This window comes from Leifsonia sp. Y862, assembly GCF_057669585.1.
This window is the reverse complement of the sequence record NZ_JBYHFR010000001.1, coordinates 91,104-105,233: the sequence shown is the minus strand read 5'-3', so window position 1 is coordinate 105,233 and position 14,130 is coordinate 91,104. Positions and strand designations below refer to the sequence as shown.

The 14,130-nt window shown below is 65.8% G+C and carries 18 protein-coding genes; 12 read left to right on the top strand and 6 right to left on the bottom strand.

The annotated features are described in order from the left end of the window. Positions 1 to 248: 248 nt before the first annotated feature. From AC25Z0_RS00525 to AC25Z0_RS00510, 4 genes are all read right to left on the bottom strand, one after another. On the bottom strand, positions 249 to 602 hold the full coding sequence (locus AC25Z0_RS00525; RefSeq protein ID WP_488118324.1) for a DUF202 domain-containing protein: 354 nt from the start codon (positions 600 to 602) through the stop codon (positions 249 to 251). Next, positions 599 to 958: a YidH family protein gene (locus AC25Z0_RS00520; protein ID WP_488118323.1), complete on the bottom strand. Its 360-nt coding sequence runs from the start codon at positions 956 to 958 to the stop codon at positions 599 to 601. The genes AC25Z0_RS00525 and AC25Z0_RS00520 overlap by 4 nt, the downstream gene beginning before the upstream one ends. Before the next feature lie 201 nt (positions 959 to 1,159). Then, positions 1,160 to 1,618 (bottom strand): Fe-S cluster assembly sulfur transfer protein SufU, encoded by a 459-nt coding sequence (gene sufU / locus AC25Z0_RS00515; protein WP_488131923.1) that lies wholly within the window; start codon positions 1,616 to 1,618, stop codon positions 1,160 to 1,162. Next, the gene (locus tag AC25Z0_RS00510) at positions 1,615 to 2,946 is read right to left on the bottom strand and encodes an aminotransferase class V-fold PLP-dependent enzyme (RefSeq protein ID WP_488131922.1); all 1,332 of its coding nucleotides are present in this window, start codon (positions 2,944 to 2,946) and stop codon (positions 1,615 to 1,617) included. Before AC25Z0_RS00510 ends, sufU begins: the two co-directional genes overlap by 4 nt. Before the next feature lie 360 nt (positions 2,947 to 3,306). On the opposite strand from AC25Z0_RS00510, the gene AC25Z0_RS00505 reads away from it, so the two are divergent. The 4 genes from AC25Z0_RS00505 (at position 3,307) to AC25Z0_RS00490 (ending at position 6,094) form a co-directional block, all read left to right on the top strand. Further along, the gene (locus tag AC25Z0_RS00505) at positions 3,307 to 4,125 is read left to right on the top strand and encodes an alpha/beta fold hydrolase (protein WP_488131921.1); all 819 of its coding nucleotides are present in this window, start codon (positions 3,307 to 3,309) and stop codon (positions 4,123 to 4,125) included. Further along, complete coding sequence (locus AC25Z0_RS00500; protein WP_488131920.1) at positions 4,122 to 5,033, top strand: alpha/beta hydrolase; 912 nt, start codon at positions 4,122 to 4,124, stop codon at positions 5,031 to 5,033. Before AC25Z0_RS00505 ends, AC25Z0_RS00500 begins: the two co-directional genes overlap by 4 nt. A 29-nt stretch (positions 5,034 to 5,062) precedes the next feature. After that, positions 5,063 to 5,809, top strand: a complete 747-nt coding sequence (locus AC25Z0_RS00495; protein ID WP_488131919.1) for an alpha/beta hydrolase — start codon at positions 5,063 to 5,065, stop codon at positions 5,807 to 5,809. A 117-nt stretch (positions 5,810 to 5,926) separates the two neighbouring features. Further along, the gene (locus tag AC25Z0_RS00490; RefSeq protein WP_488131918.1) at positions 5,927 to 6,094 is read left to right on the top strand and encodes a hypothetical protein; all 168 of its coding nucleotides are present in this window, start codon (positions 5,927 to 5,929) and stop codon (positions 6,092 to 6,094) included. 10 nt (positions 6,095 to 6,104) lie between these two features. Here AC25Z0_RS00490 and AC25Z0_RS00485 read toward each other — a convergent pair whose 3' ends face one another. Beyond that, on the bottom strand, positions 6,105 to 6,845 hold the full coding sequence (locus AC25Z0_RS00485; RefSeq protein ID WP_488131917.1) for an SDR family oxidoreductase: 741 nt from the start codon (positions 6,843 to 6,845) through the stop codon (positions 6,105 to 6,107). Between the two features lie 111 nt (positions 6,846 to 6,956). On the opposite strand from AC25Z0_RS00485, the gene AC25Z0_RS00480 reads away from it, so the two are divergent. Then, positions 6,957 to 7,817 carry a helix-turn-helix transcriptional regulator gene (locus AC25Z0_RS00480; protein WP_488131916.1) on the top strand — a complete coding sequence of 287 codons (861 nt, stop codon included), beginning with the start codon at positions 6,957 to 6,959 and terminating at the stop codon, positions 7,815 to 7,817. 133 nt (positions 7,818 to 7,950) lie between these two features. Here the strand turns inward: AC25Z0_RS00480 and AC25Z0_RS00475 are convergent, their stop codons facing one another. Next, on the bottom strand, positions 7,951 to 8,934 hold the full coding sequence (locus tag AC25Z0_RS00475) for a nuclease-related domain-containing protein (protein WP_488131915.1): 984 nt from the start codon (positions 8,932 to 8,934) through the stop codon (positions 7,951 to 7,953). Positions 8,935 to 9,269: 335 nt separating this feature from the next. On the opposite strand from AC25Z0_RS00475, the gene AC25Z0_RS00470 reads away from it, so the two are divergent. From AC25Z0_RS00470 to AC25Z0_RS00440, 7 genes are all read left to right on the top strand, one after another. Beyond that, positions 9,270 to 9,833 carry a TetR/AcrR family transcriptional regulator gene (locus AC25Z0_RS00470; protein ID WP_488120889.1) on the top strand — a complete coding sequence of 188 codons (564 nt, stop codon included), beginning with the start codon at positions 9,270 to 9,272 and terminating at the stop codon, positions 9,831 to 9,833. Between the two features lie 248 nt (positions 9,834 to 10,081). Further along, positions 10,082 to 10,222 (top strand): hypothetical protein, encoded by a 141-nt coding sequence (locus AC25Z0_RS00465; RefSeq protein ID WP_488131914.1) that lies wholly within the window; start codon positions 10,082 to 10,084, stop codon positions 10,220 to 10,222. 180 nt (positions 10,223 to 10,402) lie between these two features. After that, positions 10,403 to 11,344: an MFS transporter gene (locus tag AC25Z0_RS00460; protein WP_488131913.1), complete on the top strand. Its 942-nt coding sequence runs from the start codon at positions 10,403 to 10,405 to the stop codon at positions 11,342 to 11,344. After that, positions 11,269 to 11,841 (top strand): MFS transporter, encoded by a 573-nt coding sequence (locus tag AC25Z0_RS00455; protein ID WP_488131912.1) that lies wholly within the window; start codon positions 11,269 to 11,271, stop codon positions 11,839 to 11,841. Before AC25Z0_RS00460 ends, AC25Z0_RS00455 begins: the two co-directional genes overlap by 76 nt. Before the next feature lie 83 nt (positions 11,842 to 11,924). After that, positions 11,925 to 12,437 (top strand): GNAT family N-acetyltransferase, encoded by a 513-nt coding sequence (locus AC25Z0_RS00450; RefSeq protein WP_488131911.1) that lies wholly within the window; start codon positions 11,925 to 11,927, stop codon positions 12,435 to 12,437. 141 nt (positions 12,438 to 12,578) lie between these two features. Beyond that, positions 12,579 to 13,436: an HNH endonuclease family protein gene (locus AC25Z0_RS00445; protein ID WP_488131910.1), complete on the top strand. Its 858-nt coding sequence runs from the start codon at positions 12,579 to 12,581 to the stop codon at positions 13,434 to 13,436. 242 nt (positions 13,437 to 13,678) lie between these two features. Continuing rightward, positions 13,679 to 14,047 (top strand): VOC family protein, encoded by a 369-nt coding sequence (locus tag AC25Z0_RS00440; protein WP_488131909.1) that lies wholly within the window; start codon positions 13,679 to 13,681, stop codon positions 14,045 to 14,047. The last annotated feature ends 83 nt before the right edge of the window (positions 14,048 to 14,130 follow it).

The window sequence follows — 14,130 nt, the reverse complement described above, 5'->3', positions numbered from 1 at the left end:
GCCAGAAGGCGCTGCACGCCAGCGGCGTGAGCGCTCCGCACATCGGCTACGGGAGCGGGCACGCCTCCCACGTTAGTCCCGGGTGGTTGCGGGTGAACAGGGCTTTTGGCGGTGAAGTCGACCGGGTCTCGAGACGGCCTGGCGGCCTCCTCGACCAGCGGGAGGGCAGCATCCGACCCTGTCGAGATTGCCTTCTGAACTTGCGGCTCATATGAGCCGGAAGTTCAGGACGCTAAATCGGCACCCCTTCAGCTGAGGCGCTGGCCCGTCATCATCGCAACCACGACGCTCACCGCGAGCACCGCCACCAGCAGGGTCACTGCTGCGAGGGCGGCGAGCGGCCAGGAAGACACCGCCTCCAGCGAACCGGATGCCGTCAACTCGCGGTGCGTGTGCCGATATCGTCTGCGCGCAGTCACGTACGCGACCAGGGCAAGCACGACGCCCCCGGCACCGACCACCACCGCGGTGACACCGATGAGCGGTGCCGCCAGCCGAATTCCCACGGCGCAGCAGATCGCCAGCGACAGAGTGGTGCGCTGCCAGGCCAAAAGCGTGCGCTCAGCCTGCAGGCCAGGATCGAACGGGGACGCCGCGCTCACAACACCAGCCCCAGCACCACCAGCAGTCCGACGAATGAGAGGCCGAGGCCCAGGATCAGGGCGAGGGACGGCCCCGGCATCGGCCGGTTCAGCCGCAGGGCGAGTTCGATACGCATCCAACTGACCCACGCGTAGATCGGCGTGATCACGCCGAGGGCAAGCAGCACCGCGATCACCGTGACCCTGATCCACTCGACCATGTTCAGGTTCAGCGCCTCGACCGCCACTCCGCCGGCCAGCAGCGCGAGCGACGTGCGGATCCACGCCAGGAAGGTGCGCTCATTGGCCAGGCTGAAGCGCGGATCGGGCTCTGTTCCCTGCGCGTACACACGCTGGGGAAATCGTTTCGGACTCACGCTGCGAGTGTAGCGGGCGCGGGTTTCGAGACGCGGCCTCGTACCTCGGGCGCTCCTCAACCAGCGGGAGTCCGGTGGTTGAGGAGGCCGCCCGCGGCCGTCTCGAAACCAGCGCGGGCGTGAATCCCAGACAGATCAGAGATCGGCCTACGAGATTTCGAGACACTCGCTGGCGCTCGTTCCTCAATCAGCGAGGAGTTACTACGCGCTCTGCGACGCCTTCACGTCGGCGAGGCAGCCCTCGGCGGCGACCCAGCCGAGCATCGCGCACTTCACGCGCATCACGAACTTCGAGACGCCGTGGAAGGCGATCGCGTCGCCGAGCACATCCTCGTCGGGTTCGCCTGCACCACGCGAGCGCATCATCTCGCGGAACACATCGATGGTCGACTGCAGTTCAGCCATGGTCTGCCCGGGCGCGATCTCGGCCAGAACGGATGCCGACGCCTGCGAAATACTGCAGCCAGATCCGACCCAGCCCAGCGACGCAATCCGGTCGGAGCCGGACTCCAGCGCAATCTGCAGCGTGATTTCATCGCCACAGGTGGGGTTGCGTTCGAAGCGTTCGGCGTCGGAGTGCTCAAGCGCGCCGTATCCGCTGCGCTTCTTGGAATGGTCGAGGATGAGCTCCTGGTAGAGCCCGGCCAACGGGTCGGTCATGAGGTTTCTCCAAAGTACGGACGGACCTCGGCAACAGCGGCGAGAAAGCGGTCGACCTCTTCGGTCGTTGTGTACAGGTACGCGCTGGCACGCGTGGTGGCGGTGAGGCCGAGGCGACGGTGCAGCGGCTGCGCGCAGTGGTGGCCAACCCGCACAGCGATGCCCTTCGCGTCGAGGTACTGGCCGACATCGTGCGCGTGCACGCCGGCGACGTCGAACGCGACGAGTCCGGCACGCGGGGTGCCAGCCGGCTGGCCCACGATACGGATGCCGTCGATTTTGGCGAGGCCCACCAGCATCCGCTCTGCGAGGAATTCTTCGCGCGCTTCGATGCGGTCAAGGCCGAGGCGCTCGAGGTAGCGCACGGCCTCGGCGAGCGCCACGGCCTGGGAGACGGGCTGCGTGCCGGCCTCGAAGCGCTGCGGGGCTGGGAGGTACTGGGCCGAGTCCATCGTGACAGTCGTGATCATCGACCCGCCGGTGCGGAACGGCGGCAGCGCGTTCAGCAGTTCCTGGCGGCCGTAGAGCATGCCGATGCCGGTGGGGCCGAGCATCTTGTGGCCGGAGAACGCGGCGAAGTCGACGTCGAGGGCGACCAGGTCGAGGCGGCGGTGCGGGGCCGACTGGCAGGCATCGAGCACGACATACGCGCCGACGCCGTGCGCCAGCGTGACGATCGAGGCGACGGGTGCGACGAAGCCGGTGACGTTTGAGACGTGCGCGACGGCAACAACGCGGGTCTTCGAGTTGATGACGGCTTCGACGTCGGCGACCGTGTAGACGCCCTCGTCGTTGACCGGTACGTAGCGCAGCGTGGCGCCGGTGACCGCGGCCAGTTCCTGCCACGGGATGAGGTTCGCGTGATGCTCGGCCTCCGTGATGACGATCTCGTCGCCGGCGCTCAGCGCGAACCGGCGGGCAGCGTCTCCGCCACGGCCGCGACTGGCGTTGGCGAAGCCGTACGCGACGAGGTTGAGGGCATCCGTTGCGTTGGAGGTCCAGACGATCTCGTCTTCACGCGCGCCGACGAACGCGGCGACCGTGGCGCGGGCGTCTTCGTAGGCCTCGGTGGCGAGACCGGCGAGAGTGTGGGCGCCGCGGTGCACGGCAGCATTGCTGTGCACAAGGAAGTCGAGTTCGGCATCGAGCACAGCCTGTGGGCGCTGCGCCGTCGCTCCAGAGTCGAGGTAGGCGAGCGGCAGGCCGTTGACCTGCTCCGCCAGTGCGGGGAAGTCAGCGCGAATCGCCTCGACCTCCTGATCGGTCAAGGGTTCGGCGGCGATGCGATGCGCAGTGGCGCCTGCTTCGCGTGCTTCGGTGTGTGACACGGACTACCTCTCATTGCGGCCGCCCAGGCGACCAACGACTGTAACCATTCTCCTCGCCTTCGTGTTCCGAAACATGCGGACTAAGTGAAACGGATGCCGCTAGCCGCGAACACCCGCCGCTGGCGTTGACCGCGTGCCTGCTCGTGCCAATGCCCGTCGCCAAAACAGGACGAATCGACCATTTGTAATCGAAAACAGGAAGAAGCCGCCCGAATTCGCCCTGGCATCCTGTATTCGCGACATCCGCGAGCGGCGCATGCAGCGCAACAGCCGCGCATCCGCCGCGGGTCAGCCCTGTCCGCCCCCGCGCGACCGCCGCCGCGCATCGCGTTCGTCCACAGCTGCCCCTCAGCTGCCGTCATGCACGATGATGGTGAGATGGCGATGCGACGGGTGCGGGTGGGCGAGTACGACATCGCCTTCACAGACTCCGCCGTCGCCGATACTGCTCGCGACTCCGCTGACGATCCCAACTTCCCCGACATCGCCGTCTTCACCAGCCCCGCATCTCCACTCTTCCTGCTGGTGCACGGCATCGGCATGGGCACGTCGTACTTCGCCGAGCTGCGTGATGCGCTCGAACCGTACGGCCGCGTGATCGCGATCGACCTTCCCGGCTTCGGCGACTCCCCCGAACCAGACAACGACATGAGCATGGCCGAGCTGGGTCGGGTGCTCGTGGAATTCGTGGAGGCGCTGGCACTCGAGCATCCGGTGCTCGTCGGGCATTCCATGGGAACGCAGGTCGTGGCCGAAGCCGCCAGGCAGCGCCCCGACCTGTTCGATGAACTCGTGCTCATCGCGCCGACCGTCAACCGGCATGAGCGAAGCATCGGGCTTCAGGCGTGGCGGATGGTGCAGGACCTCTACAACGACGACCCGCGCGTGCTCGCCCTCGGCATCCAGAACTATCTCAAAGCGGGGCCGCGCTGGTTCGCGAAGAAGCTGCGCAGCATGATGGCGCACGAGATCGAGGCGACGCTGCCGCACATTCAGGCCCGCACCCTGGTGATTCGCGGGCTGCGCGACCCGGTCTGCCCACACGACTGGGCTGCGGAAGTCACGGCGCTCCTGCCGAATGCCCGCCTGGCCGAAATCGAGGGCAGGGGCCACGAAACCATGGTCAAAGACGGCGTCTGCGCCGCGGACCTCATTGTGGAACATCTGCAGCCCGCATGAATCTCCTGCGGCAGCTCGGGTGGCGAGGGCGTGACTACGCCTACGCCGGGTTGCAGCAGGCGCGCTCGCTGTTCCACCGGGACGTTCCCGCGCACTTCACGCACGGCGACCCGGCCCGCCCCGCGGTCGTGCTGCTGCCGGGCGTCTTCGAAACCTGGTTCTTTCTCGAACCGCTCGCGCTGCGGCTGAACTCCCTCGGATACCGGGTGTTCTCCGTGCCGGAACTCGCCTTCAACCGGATGCCGATCCGCCGCTCAGCAGAGATCGTCGAGGACGCGCTGCGCCAGCTGCAGACCGAACAGGGGGTGGACACGTTCATCCTGCTGGCGCACAGCAAGGGCGGCCTCATCGGCAAGCAGCTGATGCTCGCCGCGGCAACCGACCCGGACGACGCGGTCGTGTTGCACGACGCGAGCTTGGTGCCGGATTCGGCTGCACTGCGGGAAACGGATGCCGCGCCGCACGAAACGGACGCCGAGCCTGCCCCTGCTCCTGCTCCGCTCAACATCGTCGGCATGGTGGCCATCTCGACGCCGTTCTCCGGGTCGACGTACGCGCGGTTCATGCCGTCCCGGATCCTCCGCGACTTCTCGCCCCGCGACGAGGTCGTGATGGAGTTGCTTGCCCAGCAGGACGTCAACCAACGCATCGTGTCGATCTACGCCGACTTCGACCCGCACATTCCGAGCAAGAGTGCCCTTACGGGAGCGCGCAACGTTGAGCTGCCGATCGCCGGGCACTTCCTGCCGCTTGTCGACCCGAGCCTCGCGGATGCCGTCGAACAGGCGACGCTCGAGTTGGCCGACGCAGTACGCACGTCCACGGGTGCCAACCCCGATCCAGATCCCAACAGAGATTCCGACCCCGACCCGCGCATATCCCCGACCACACCCGGCGACTCCCCGTAGTTCCTGCACCGAGGTGAGAGTATGTCCACGTGCCTACTTCAGCCACTCGCATCCGTCGTCGAATCGTCCTCATCGCCTGCGCCGCGCTCGCAGTGCTGCTGCTCCTGGTCATCGGCGTGCTGGCGTGGGCCAACATCGTCATGCAGGGCGACCGCGCTGCGGCGCTCGAGGTCTGGCGCAACCCGGCGGTGGAGATCACCTCGACCGACCACTCCGTCATCCTCTCGCCCACCGAGGACCCCTCCGGCACCGGACTCGTCTTCATCCCCGGCGCCAAGGTCGACCCGTACGCGTACATGAATGTGCTGTCGGGCATCGTCGCCGAGAGCGGCGCGACCGTCGTCATCACGAAGCCGACCCTCAATCTGGCGTTCTTCGACACCCGTCCGCTCTCCACATTCACCGACGACGTGGCGGATGTCTCCACCTGGTTCATCGGCGGCCACTCTCTCGGCGGAGTGCGGGCCTGCCAGCTCGCCGACGCACCAGAGGTGAGCGGCCTCGTACTGTTCGGCAGCTACTGCGCCAACGACCTCCGCGACTCCGACCTTGACGTGCTCAGCATCGGCGGCACCGACGACGGCCTCAGCACGCCGGAGAAGATAGCGGATGCCGCCCACCTCCTCCCCGCCAACACCACCTTCGTCGAGATCGACGGCGCCAACCACGCGAGCTTCGGCGACTACGGCGACCAGCCGGGCGACGGAGAGGCGACGATCAGCAACAGTGAGGCGCACGAGCAGATCACGAAGGCGCTGGCCGCGTTCGGCCTGTAGCACTTCCCCCGCTGGTTGAGCAGCGACCGAGGAACGAGGGCGCGTCTCGAAACCGGCACCGGCTCCGCCGAGTGTCGCCGTTGCGACCGAGAGTCGCCGTTGCAACAGCGATTCTGGGTGGAAACGGCGACTCTCGGTGCCTCTGGGCGTGGTCAGTTCGGCGACGTGAGTGCAGAGCTCGCAGCGACGAATGCTGGTTTCGAGACAGCCCTGGCGGGCTTCCTCAACCACCGGAAGGAGCAGTTTCGAGACACCCCTGTCTGGCTCGTGGCTCTCGCGTCTTAGTGTGCGGCGATTACCACGGGGCGACGCTTTTCTCTCCGGGCTGGTTCGCCAGGAGGGAGCCCCAGAACGACCCGGTGGGTCCGTCGTCAGGGAGGAGCGCCAGAGCGACGCTGGCCGACGCACCCTCAGCGGGCGTGCTGTAGCCGGTGCCACCGTTGAGATCCGTGCTCACGTACCCCGGGATCGCAGCGTTGACCTTGATGCCCTGTTCGCGCAGTTCTTTGGCATACATCGTGGTCAGCATGTTCACCGCCCCCTTGGATGCCTGGTAGGCCATGTCGTGCATCTCGTACATATAGCTCTCTGGATCGGAGATGATCGTCAACGACGCGATCTCGCTCGACACATTCACGATGCGGGCGCTGTCCGACTTCCTCAGCAGCGGCAAGAATGCGTTTGTCACCGCGACAATGCCGAAGACATTGGTCTCGAACAGTTCGCGCATCACGTGGCGGCTCGTGGTGCTGGGAGTGGTTTCCGCATAAATGCCAGCGTTGTTGACGAGAGCATCGAGGCGGCCGTACTCATTGCCGATGCGCTCGGCTGCGTGGGCGATCGACGCGTCATCCGTCACATCGAGCTGGACCGCGACCGCGTCGAGGCCGTCTGCCCGCAGCCCGGCCGCCGCAGCCTCCCCGCGTTCTGCGTCTCGCGAGCCCACCAGAACGAGCATGCCGTTCTCCGCGAGCTGGCGAGCCGTCTCAAATCCGATGCCCTTGTTAGCGCCTGTGATCAATGCAATTTTCTTCATGCCTTCACTGTGCGGGCCGCTCGGGATTTCAGGGAGGGCCGACTGAGGCTGGCACAACCCGTACCACCCTCCCCGATGCCCTCTCGACACCGAGCAGTGGAGAATGAGGGGATGACGACGAAAGCAGAGTTCGGTGCGTTTCTCCGGCAACAGCGCGCCAAGCTGACACCGGCAGACGTCGGAATGCCGAGCGGCAGCCAGCGCCGAACCCCGGGCCTCCGCCGACAAGAGGTCGCCCAGCTTGCCGGCATCTCGATTGACTACTACATCAAACTCGAGCAGGGTCGTGGATCACACGCATCCGCTCAGGTGCTCGCTGCGCTCGCCCGCGCGCTGATGCTCACCCGCGACGAGCGCGAATATCTCTTTCGTCTGGCGGGCAATGTCGCATCGGCAGCCGACGGACCCTCCAACTCGGTTTCATCCTCAGTCCGCTTCCTGATCGAGAACATGCCAGAGGTTCCCGCCTATGTCGTCGACGCCGCCTGGAACCTGCTCGCCTGGAACGACCTCGCCGTCCACTTCATCGGCGAGCTCACGCGGATGCCGCCCGGCGACCGCAATCTCGCTCGGTGGATGTTCCGCGCTCCCGCCGACCACCCGCACTGGGAGGACCCTTCTGCGCTCGCATTCGCCCAGATACTCGTCTCTGACCTGCGCTCGTCATTTCTCCGCTACGGCGACTTTGCGGAGATTGAAACGCTCACGTCGGAATTGCTGGCAGTGTCGCCGCGGTTCCGACGGCTCTGGGAATCACGCGAACCCCACACGCATCCACCGGTCCTCAAGAAGTTGACCATTCCCGAACGCGGAGACTTCTTCTTCGAGTGTCAAATGCTGCACATCGCCGACACTGGGCAGCAGCTTGTGACCTACTGCGCCGAACCTGGGTCGCCCGTGCGTGAAGCACTCAAGCAATTCGGCAGCGGGTCGGCTGATGAAGCTCCCCGGGTGGTCCATTACATGTCGTAGGGACGCAGGAAGTCGCGGGCTCGGGTTTCGAGACGCGACCTCGTTCCTCGGGCGCTCCTCAACCAGCGGATGCCGGTTTCGAGACCGCCCTGGCGGGCTTCCTCAACCAGCGGAACTCAACCGGCGGAAAGAGCTAGTTTCCGACGCCGGTCAGCAGGTCGCCCAGCCACCACAGGCCGGAGACGGGCACGAGCACCAGCAGCGCGTAGCCGGCAACGCTCCAGCCCTTGCGCCGCGTGGCGGCGGAGCGAATCTCTGCGTCCAGTCGCTCGAACGCGGCCATGAGTCCGACCGATACGTCGGACCCGTCGTGATCAGAATCATCATCGTCGAGGTCAAGTGCGGGGAACCCAGACCAGGCATCGTCACCTGCCGTCGTACTCGCCTCAGGACGCGCAGCGCCGGAACCCACAATCACGTCAGCGGATGCCTCGCCGCGAGCACCCTCAGCGGCGCGCACATCGACCGTTGCATCGACGGTCGAAACGACAGCAGCCCACGTCGTCGGGTCTTCCAGGATCGAGGTGATCTCGTCCTGCTCCGGCTCGGTGAACACGGGCGAGAGGTTAGTCAGCCAGCGGTTCAGCTGCCACGACTCCAGCACCTTCACCTGCACCGGCTTCTCCCGGATGGTGAGCTGGGCTGGGGCGACGAACGCAAGGATCGGCTGCACAGGGGCGGGAAGCGGCATCCGCTTCTCAATCAAGGCGCCAACGCGCGTCGCCTCGAACTCAGCGTCGCGGATGTAACGGCGGCTCTGCCCGTCGACCAGCAGGGTGTCGGCGGCAACCCACACCTTCTTGTCCCTGTGGTGCTTGGTATTGATCGTGAAGACGCCGCCAGGACCCACGACAATGTGGTCGATGTCCGAGCCGCGGTTGCCGACCGGCAGCGCGTGCAGAACGGTCCACTCCGGGGGCAGGTTCGTGAGCAACCCGCCGACGGTGATTTCGCCTTTGGCGCCGAGGTACCACGCCATGGCATCCGGTGCGAGCGGCGTGCGCCCGAACATGCGGGCGACGCGCGACTGTGACGGAGCTTCGTCCTGCAGTCGCAGCAACTCTTCAATGACCGATTGCCCGGGGCAACGCTGGCGCATAGAGAGGGCTTGCGTCACGTCACTCCCCCTGGGTCTTGTTGTCAATCACGCGGAACTGGATAAACGCTCACGCGGGACTGAGTCGAATCTAGCGACAGGTTCCGGGAGCTGGCGAACCCCAAACGGGGCGCGCGTGACAAAAGTTCAGGCGATGCCGTGACGCGTTGTCAGTTCAGGCTACGCCTCGACGGGTTGTCTATCCCAATTGAGAGGGGAAATTACGACCCACTTTTTTGACTTTGGCCCCTGTTTCGCGTGATTCAGGCAGCGGATGCCTCCCCTCCGTCGTCTGCGACCCCAGATTTGCACATTGTGGCTTGCGCAGCAGAAAGAGTGAGTGTACAGTCACTCTCATGGCAACTCGAAGCTCGACTCTCTCCACCGCCGAGGTGCGCAAGCCCCTCGTCGCCGCCAGCGCCGTTCGAGAGTTTGCCCGCGGCGGCTACCACGGCACCACCATCGCCGACGTCGCTCGCGAATCGAAGATCTCGCCCGCGTACGTTTTCAAACTGTTCCCCAGCAAGGAACGCCTGTTTGTCGCAGCCCTGGAGGATTGCTTCGACCAGATCGTGACGACACTCGGGATCGGTGCCGATGGCGCAGCAGATCAGACGCCCGACTCGATCCTCTTTGCGATGGGCGACGCCTACGCACAGCTGATTCGGGATCGCACACTGCTCACGCTGCAGGTGCACGCCCAGTCGGTCGCCGATATCCCAGAGGTCGGCGACGCATTGCGCGCCGGCCTGGCCAGGGTGACGAAGTTCGCCGCCGCGCGCTCGGGCGCCGACGACGACTCCGTGCAACGCTTCATTGCCTACGGGCAGCTCTGCCACCTCATCGTGTCGGCCCGTATTGACGAAGTGCCCGAAGCCTGGGCCGCGATCCTGTCGCACGGCATCCGCCACCCCGAGTGATCGAGATTGCCGCTACCTCGTTTTATTTTGCCCAAAAGAGTGAGTGACCATTCACTCTCACCACTGATTGTTACGGAAGGAGAACGTCATGAAGAACGAAATCACCATGCGCTGGGTTGCCCTGGCTCCCCTCGCACTGATCGTCATCGCCATGTTCAGCCAGTGGTCGTAGACCGCTGCACCACGTCCACAACCAGACACCCAAACACCCAAACACCGAGACACCCACAACCAGAAAAGGAACGACCATGACGACACACATCGGCCCCAGCACACCAACCACCAACGTCACCGCCCCCAACCCTCGAGGCACAGAGCGCACAGCATGGTGGGTCGTGTTCAGCGTGCTCACTCTCAGCATCGTGATCATGCTCGGTGCCTGGGATTGACGCGGCCCGCGACAGCCTGACCCCCGCCGCAGCCCGTTCCGCAGCATCCGTTTCTCACCGCACTCCGCCCTGCAGCACGTCTGCCACCACAGCACCTCGTCCCACAGCATCTCGTCCCACAGCATCTCCTCCCAGAGGATCCCTTCCCGCAGCATCCCCTCCAAACAAGGAGCACCCATCATGAGCACCATTGCCCCGCCGCCCATTACGACCACTGTCCGGAGTACCCGGCGCTGGCTCGCACTCAGCATCCTCGCCCTGGCACAATTCCTGGTCGTGCTCGATGCGTCCATCGTCAACATCGCCCTCCCCGTCCTCGGCGAGCAGCTGGGCATGGACACCGTGGCCCTGGCCTGGGTCATCACCGCGTACGTGCTGCCGTTCGGCGGATTGCTTCTCCTCGGCGGCCGACTGGCCGACCGTTACGGCCACCGCAGGCTCTTCCTCATCGGCACCGTCGGCTTCATCGCCGCGTCCGCCCTGGCCGGCCTGTCGGTGAGCAGCGGCATGCTGCTCGGCGCACGCGCCCTGCAGGGCGCATCCGCTGCCCTGCTCGCCCCCGCGGCCCTCGCCCTGGTGACCCAGCTCTTCCCCCTCGCGAAGGACCGCACCAAAGCCCTCGGCATCTGGGGTGGAGTGGCAGGCATCGGCTCCGCTGCCGGCGTTCTCCTCGGCGGAGTGCTCACCGCAGCGATCGGCTGGCAAGCCGTGTTCTACGTCAACGTGCCCGTCGGCATCATCGTCGTTGCCCTGATTCCGTCACTCATCAGCCGCGACCGAGCGAGCACTCCCTCCCGCCTTGACTACCCGGGAGCCGCGACCATCACCGGCGCACTCGTCGCCGCCGTCGGAGCGCTCAGCGCCGTCGAACAGGTGGGATTCCTGCACCCGCTCACGATCGGCCTGGCCATCGCGGCGATCGTTCTCGGGATCGCGTTTGTGCTCATTGAGCGCCGTACGGCAGAACCGCTCGTTCCACTGACGGTCTTCGGCAACCCCGCAACCTCTCGGCCGGCAACCTCGTCATGCTGCTCGTCGGAGCAGCAATGGTCGCCCTCTTCTTCGCCCTCTCCGTCTACATGCAGGCCGTACTCGGCTACGACGCCCTCACCGCAGGACTGACCCAGCTTCCTCTCGCTGGCGCCCTCGTCGTCGTGGCGGCTTTCGTGCCAACCATCGTCAACTCGCTCGGCGTGAAGTCCACGCTTGTCGGCTCGCTCGTGGTTCTGGCCGGCGGACTCGTCTGGCTCGCCGCCGCACCGAGCGACGCCGTGTTCGCCATCCACATCCTCGGTCCAAGCATCCTCATCGGCATCGGCCTCGGTGGCGCGTTCGTCACCGGAACGCAGCTGTCCGTTGACGGAGTTGACGGCGGCGAGGCCGGACTGGCCGGAGGACTCGTCAACACCAGCCAGCAGATCGGCGGCGCCCTTGGACTCGCCATCCTCGCCTCCGTCGCAACGGCACGCACCGGCGCTCTTGAGGCCGCCGGAGAGCCGGCAGCGCAAGCCCTGACGGCCGGATTCTCCTGGGTGTTCCTCGGAGCAGCTGCGTTCACGGTCCTCGCCGCGGGCATCGCCTGCTTCGCCGCGAAGGAGACGACGAGCGCTACACGCTAGAGCAGACGCGACAGCGGATGCCGGGGAATCGTCGAAATGTGGCGGTTCCCCGGCATCCGTTTCGCCCTGCAAGAATGACAACCATGCTGTCTGACCTCCCGCTTCCTGTCGCGCTTGAGAGCCGGGCGGGAGCCGTGACGCTGCGGCGGGCCTCTGCCGACGATCTCGACGCGCTGCTGGTGCTGTTGTCCGACGACTCGATCAGCCGCTCTCGCGGCGATGTCGCCGGCGCCGGCGACCGGGATGCGTACCGTTCGGCATTGGAGGAGATCATCGCGGATGACTCGAACGATCTTCTCGTCGCGGTGAACGCCGCGAACACTCCTGTCGGAACAATGCAGCTCACGCGAATTCCGGGCATGGCCAGGCGCGGCACAACCCGACTGCTCGTCGAAGCCGTGCGGGTGCAGAGCGACCTGCGCTCAACTGGAATTGGTGGCGCCATGATGCGTTGGGTAACCGACAGCGCAGCCCCAGCAATGGGTTCGAGCCTGGTGCAACTCACTTCGGATGCTGCGCGGATTGAGGCCCACCGCTTCTACGAACGTCTCGGGTTTGTGGGGTCGCACGTGGGATTCAAGTACCCGGTCGTCTAGCTCTCCCTCATGGGTCGGAGGACCCCTGCGGAGCGCAGAGGGCGCTGCCGTCTGGAGTGAGGGTCGCCGTAGCTGGCGTGCCTGGCCGACGACGGGGCCCGCGTCTACTAACGTTGTTGGGTCGCATTAGCAAGGAGAACCGTGGCCACCCGAACTTCATCCCGGCGTCCACGACGCACTCGCACCACCCTCATCTCGCTCGTCGTAGCCGTGGCCATCGTGATCATTGGCGTGGCATCCGGTGATCTGCTCACCCAGAACGAGCCATCCGTTGGCGCCCAGCATGGCTCCCCCGGTGCGCAATCGGACACCATCCCCACCTCGTCCCCTGAACCCGTGGCTGAGCCGGGCGCAGTCGACCCGGTCGCTCCGATCGTTGTCGGCGATCCGGGCAGCGCGCTTGACGTATTGGCCACCCTGCCGGTGAAGGGAAAGAGCCCCATGACGGGCTACGACCGCGAGGGCGAGTACGGCAAGCCATGGGCGGATGTCGACGCCAACGGCTGCGACACCCGCAACGACATCCTCACCCGAGACCTCACCGACATCGTGACTGGCAGCGACTGCAAGGTGCTGAGCGGCACCCTGCTCGATCCGTACACGATCACGTCGATCGACTTCGTGCGCGGCAACACCACGTCGTCGGCCATTCATATCGACCACATCGTCGCTTTGGCGAACACCTGGGTGACCGGCGCGCAACAGTTGACCGCAGAGCAGCGGCTGTCGCTGGCCAACGACCCGCTCAACCTGATCGCCGTCGACGGCACGGCCAACCTGAAGAAGGGTGCCGGCGACGCGGCGACCTGGTTGCCCCCGGCGAAGTCATCGCGTTGCGCCTACGTCGCCCGCCAGATCTCGGTCAAGGCGGCCTACACCCTCTGGGTTGCTCCCGCGGAGAAGGAAGCCATGACCCGCGTTCTCGACACCTGCCCCAACCAGCCGGCCGTCGCATCCGCTGACGCCACCCTCGTCGCGGGGCTCGCGCCCGTCGCGTAGCCGCGTTTGCGGCTGCTCGCGCAGCCGCGGTCGGTCGCGCAGCCGGGGTCCCGACCGGCCGAACCTGCCGACGCACGTTCAGGCGGAGTTTTTCCAACACGCCGTCTCGGACTGGCGTCTTGCCCCGGCGATTCGCAATTTCTCCGCTCGAACTGCCGCGACATCCGCTCAAGCTGTCGACGGCACGGCCAATCGCCAGCTCCGATGAGTGCCTACCCGATGACGGACGCTATCGTGTAGGCATGACGCCCAGCCCAGAGCACCACACACTCAATTACGTTGAACTCACCGTCACGGATCTTGCTGCTGCCAAGGCTTTCTACACCGAGGCTTTCGGGTGGCGTTTCGTTGACTACGGCCCCGAATACGCGGGCATCGCGTCATCCGCCAACGACGGCGAGGAGGTAGGCGGACTCCTTGTCGCCGATCAGCCGCGACCGAATGGGGGCCCATTCGTGTTGCTGTATTCCGACGACCTCGACAAGACGGCGGATGCCATCGTCAGCGCCGGTGGCACGATCGTGCAGGCTCCATATCCGTTCCCCGGAGGCAGACGGTTGCATTTCGCTGATCCGAGCGGCAACGAACTCGGGGTCTGGGCGTCGCGCTAGTCCGTCGAAGCCCGCCAAGGGGCGTTCGCCGCGGAGTGTTCGCCGCGACCGTTCTGGGTCGTCGCGCCCGCTGTAGCGGTAGC

Coding starts and splice junctions, on each gene's coding strand:
- AC25Z0_RS00470 (WP_488120889.1), top strand. CDS start 9,270: ATGGCAACTCGAAGCTCGACTCTCTCCACCGCCGAGGTGCGCAAGCCC.
- AC25Z0_RS00485 (WP_488131917.1), bottom strand. CDS start 6,845: ATGAAGAAAATTGCATTGATCACAGGCGCTAACAAGGGCATCGGATTT.
- AC25Z0_RS00480 (WP_488131916.1), top strand. CDS start 6,957: ATGACGACGAAAGCAGAGTTCGGTGCGTTTCTCCGGCAACAGCGCGCC.
- AC25Z0_RS00500 (WP_488131920.1), top strand. CDS start 4,122: ATGAATCTCCTGCGGCAGCTCGGGTGGCGAGGGCGTGACTACGCCTAC.
- AC25Z0_RS00465 (WP_488131914.1), top strand. CDS start 10,082: ATGACGACACACATCGGCCCCAGCACACCAACCACCAACGTCACCGCC.
- AC25Z0_RS00450 (WP_488131911.1), top strand. CDS start 11,925: ATGCTGTCTGACCTCCCGCTTCCTGTCGCGCTTGAGAGCCGGGCGGGA.
- AC25Z0_RS00460 (WP_488131913.1), top strand. CDS start 10,403: ATGAGCACCATTGCCCCGCCGCCCATTACGACCACTGTCCGGAGTACC.
- AC25Z0_RS00505 (WP_488131921.1), top strand. CDS start 3,307: ATGCACGATGATGGTGAGATGGCGATGCGACGGGTGCGGGTGGGCGAG.
- AC25Z0_RS00440 (WP_488131909.1), top strand. CDS start 13,679: ATGACGCCCAGCCCAGAGCACCACACACTCAATTACGTTGAACTCACC.
- sufU (WP_488131923.1), bottom strand. CDS start 1,618: ATGACCGACCCGTTGGCCGGGCTCTACCAGGAGCTCATCCTCGACCAT.
- AC25Z0_RS00455 (WP_488131912.1), top strand. CDS start 11,269: ATGGTCGCCCTCTTCTTCGCCCTCTCCGTCTACATGCAGGCCGTACTC.